Source organism: Agromyces binzhouensis, assembly GCF_004135055.1.
Taxonomy (GTDB): Bacteria; Actinomycetota; Actinomycetes; order Actinomycetales; family Microbacteriaceae; genus Agromyces; species Agromyces binzhouensis.
In genome coordinates this window covers 1-2,734 of sequence record NZ_SDPL01000416.1, presented here as the reverse complement: position 1 = coordinate 2,734, position 2,734 = coordinate 1, and the positions used below count along the sequence as shown (strand labels likewise).

Annotated in this window: 3 protein-coding genes; all 3 read left to right on the top strand. The window is 71.4% G+C overall.

From position 1 onward, the window contains the following. Positions 1-274 (top strand): phosphatase PAP2 family protein (locus ESO86_RS15040; RefSeq protein ID WP_129235709.1); only part of this gene is annotated, 274 nt, incomplete at its 5' end. A gap of 65 nt (positions 275-339) precedes the next feature. After that, positions 340-2,211 carry a substrate-binding and vWA domain-containing protein gene (locus tag ESO86_RS15035; RefSeq protein ID WP_129235708.1) on the top strand — a complete coding sequence of 624 codons (1,872 nt, stop codon included), beginning with the start codon at positions 340-342 and terminating at the stop codon, positions 2,209-2,211. A gap of 9 nt (positions 2,212-2,220) precedes the next feature. Next, on the top strand, positions 2,221-2,734 hold a 514-nt coding region (locus ESO86_RS15030), incomplete at its 3' end, for a hypothetical protein (protein WP_422836504.1).

Genomic DNA, 2,734 nt, shown 5'->3' with positions numbered 1-2,734 from the left:
GGGCGTGTGGCGACCCGAGCAGCCGCACGCGACGGCGTCGTTCCCGTCGGGGCACACGGCGGCCGCCGTCGCGCTCCACACCACGCTCGCCGACCTGCTCGACCGGCACGGCGTCCGCGGCGCACGAGCCCTCGGGCCCGTGCTGCGATACGCGATCCCCGCCGGCATCGCGTTCTCGCGCATCTACCGCGGGCAGCACCACATCTCCGACACGGTCGCGGGCGCCGTGCTGGGTCGTTGGAGCGCCGGAGTCGTGCGGCGCCGGCTGCTCTGAGGCCGGGCGCGGGCGAGTGTCCCATCCGTGATGCGATCGATATTCGCGCGACCTACCCTGTTCACATGGCACCCGTTCCGCGGCGCAGCGCCGCTCGACCCGCGATCACGTCGACGACTCGCCGGGGGGTCCGCGGCGGGCTCGCGGTCGCCGTCATCGCTGCGACGGCAGTCGCGCTGAGTGCCTGCACCTTCGGTCAGGACGACGTCGATCGCGGGCCGATCGACGGCGGGGACTTCGCCGACGACGGCTGCACGAGCGTCGTCGTCGCGACCTCGTCGGAGAAGGTGAACATGCTCGACGCGCTGGCCGCGGCGTTCAAGGAGTCGCCGGAGCATGCGGCGCTCGACGAGTGCGCGACCATCCGGCCCGTCAACGTCTCGTCGGGTGACGCGACGCGGTTCCTCACCGCGGGCGCCGACTGGCCCGACGAGGACACGCGGCGCTGGCCGACCCTCTGGTCGCCCGCGTCGACGGTCTGGACCGAGCGGGTCGCGGCCGCGGCATCCGCTTCGCTCGTCGGCGAGCCGGTGTCGTTCACCCACACGCCGATCATCTTCGCGATGCCCGAGACGATGGCGAAGGCCCTCGGCTGGCCGGACGCCGAGATCGGCATCTCGGACTTCGAGCGGCTGTGCGCCGACCGGGCGGGCTGGAGCAGCGCGGGCAAGCCGATCTGGGGCTCGTTCAAGATCTCGAAGACCAATCCGAACACGTCGACCACCGGCCTGTCGGCGATCCTGATGCAGTCCTACGAGGCGACCGGGAAGACCGCCGACCTCACCGCGGACGACGTCGCGGCCGCCGAGGAGTTCTCGCGCGTGTTCGAGGAGTGCGTCATCCACTACGGCGACACCACCGGGAAGGTGCTCACGACGCTCTACGACGAGACGCAGAACGGAGCCGGCGGCTCCGGCTACGTCTCGGCGGTGGCGCTCGAGGAGACCTCGATGCTCAACTACAACCAGGGCAACCCCGACTCGCACACCGTCCAGCCCGGTGAGACGCTGACGCCGCCGAAGGAGAAGCTCGTCGCGATCTACCCGTCCGGCGGGTCGATGTGGTCCGACAACCCCATCACCGTGCTCGGCGCCGACTGGGTGACCGAGGTCCAGCGGACGGCGGGGGAGGCGTTCGTCGACTTCCTCGCCACCGAGCCGGCCCAGCGCATCCTGCCCGAGTACGGATTCCGTCCGCTCGACGAGTCGGTGCCGCTCGGCGACCTGTTCACCGAGCAGTACGGCGTCGACCCCGCGGGCCCTGCGATCACGCTTCCGCGCCCCGCCGTCGACGTCGTGTCGGCGGCACTCGACCAGTGGACGCAGATCCGCAAGCCGTCGTCGGTGCTCGAGCTCATCGACGTCTCCGGATCGATGGACGACGGGAACGGGGACGGCCGGTCGAAGCTCGACGGTGCGATCGACGGCGCCCAGACGACGCTGGGTCACTTCCGCTCGACCGACGAGGTCGGCATGTGGGCCTTCACCACCGGCGTGGTCTCGTCGGCGGGCGAGAACCTGATCGTCCTGCGGGATGTCTCGGAGCTCGGGTCCGACCGCGAGACGCTGAGCGCGTCGATCGACGACCTGCGGTACGCGAACCGCGAGGGAACGCCGTTGTACGACGCGATCGCCGTCGCCTACGACGAGATGGCCGCGCGTGCGGAGCCGGGTCGCATCAACGCGATCGTCGTGCTCTCGGACGGGCAGGACACCGACTCGTCGATCTCCATCGACTCGCTCATCGCGAAGATCGGCGGGACGTCCCGGGAGGGCGGCGACGCGGCCCCGGTGCGGATCTTCCCGATCGCGTACGGCGAGGGCGCCGACACCGGCTCCCTGCAGCGCATCGCCGAGGCGACCGGCGGCCAGTGGTTCGACGCCTCGGATGCCGCGAAGATCGACCTCGTGTTCGCCTCGGTCATCAACAACTTCTAGGGGCGGCCGATGGATGCCCGGTTCTTCGCCGCCGCCGACGGATACGTCGACGACGCATCCGACGCGCTGCAGACCGTGCCGGTCTACGTCTCGACCGAGGTGGACGGTGCGTCGGCGCTTCGGGACGCGCTCCTGGCGCAGGTCGGGGACGACTCGATCGGCGTCGCCGTGTTCTCGGACAACGCCGCGCTCGAGGCATCCGGACCCGAGATCCTGACCCGGCTCGCCGAGACGACGGAGTACGACACGATCATCGTCGCGGTCGGCGACGACCTGTCGGCGGGGTCGTACGTGCTCGGCGAGGGCGAGGCGATGCAGATCGCGAACCAGGCGGAGTCCGGCGCCGACGACCTCGGGGTCGCGCTCGCCGAGACCGTACAGGGCGTGCAGGCCGCTGCTGAGCCCGCCCCCCTGGCCGGCGGCGGCGACGGCGGCGGTGGAATCGTGCTCGGGCTCGTGATCGGCGCGGCCGTCCTCGTCGCGGGTGCCGGCGCGGCGATCGGGGTGATCCGAGCACGCCGGC

Excerpts from the sequence above, each read along its gene's own strand:
- ESO86_RS15035 (WP_129235708.1), top strand. The coding sequence starts at position 340 with ATGGCACCCGTTCCGCGGCGCAGCGCCGCTCGACCCGCGATCACGTCG.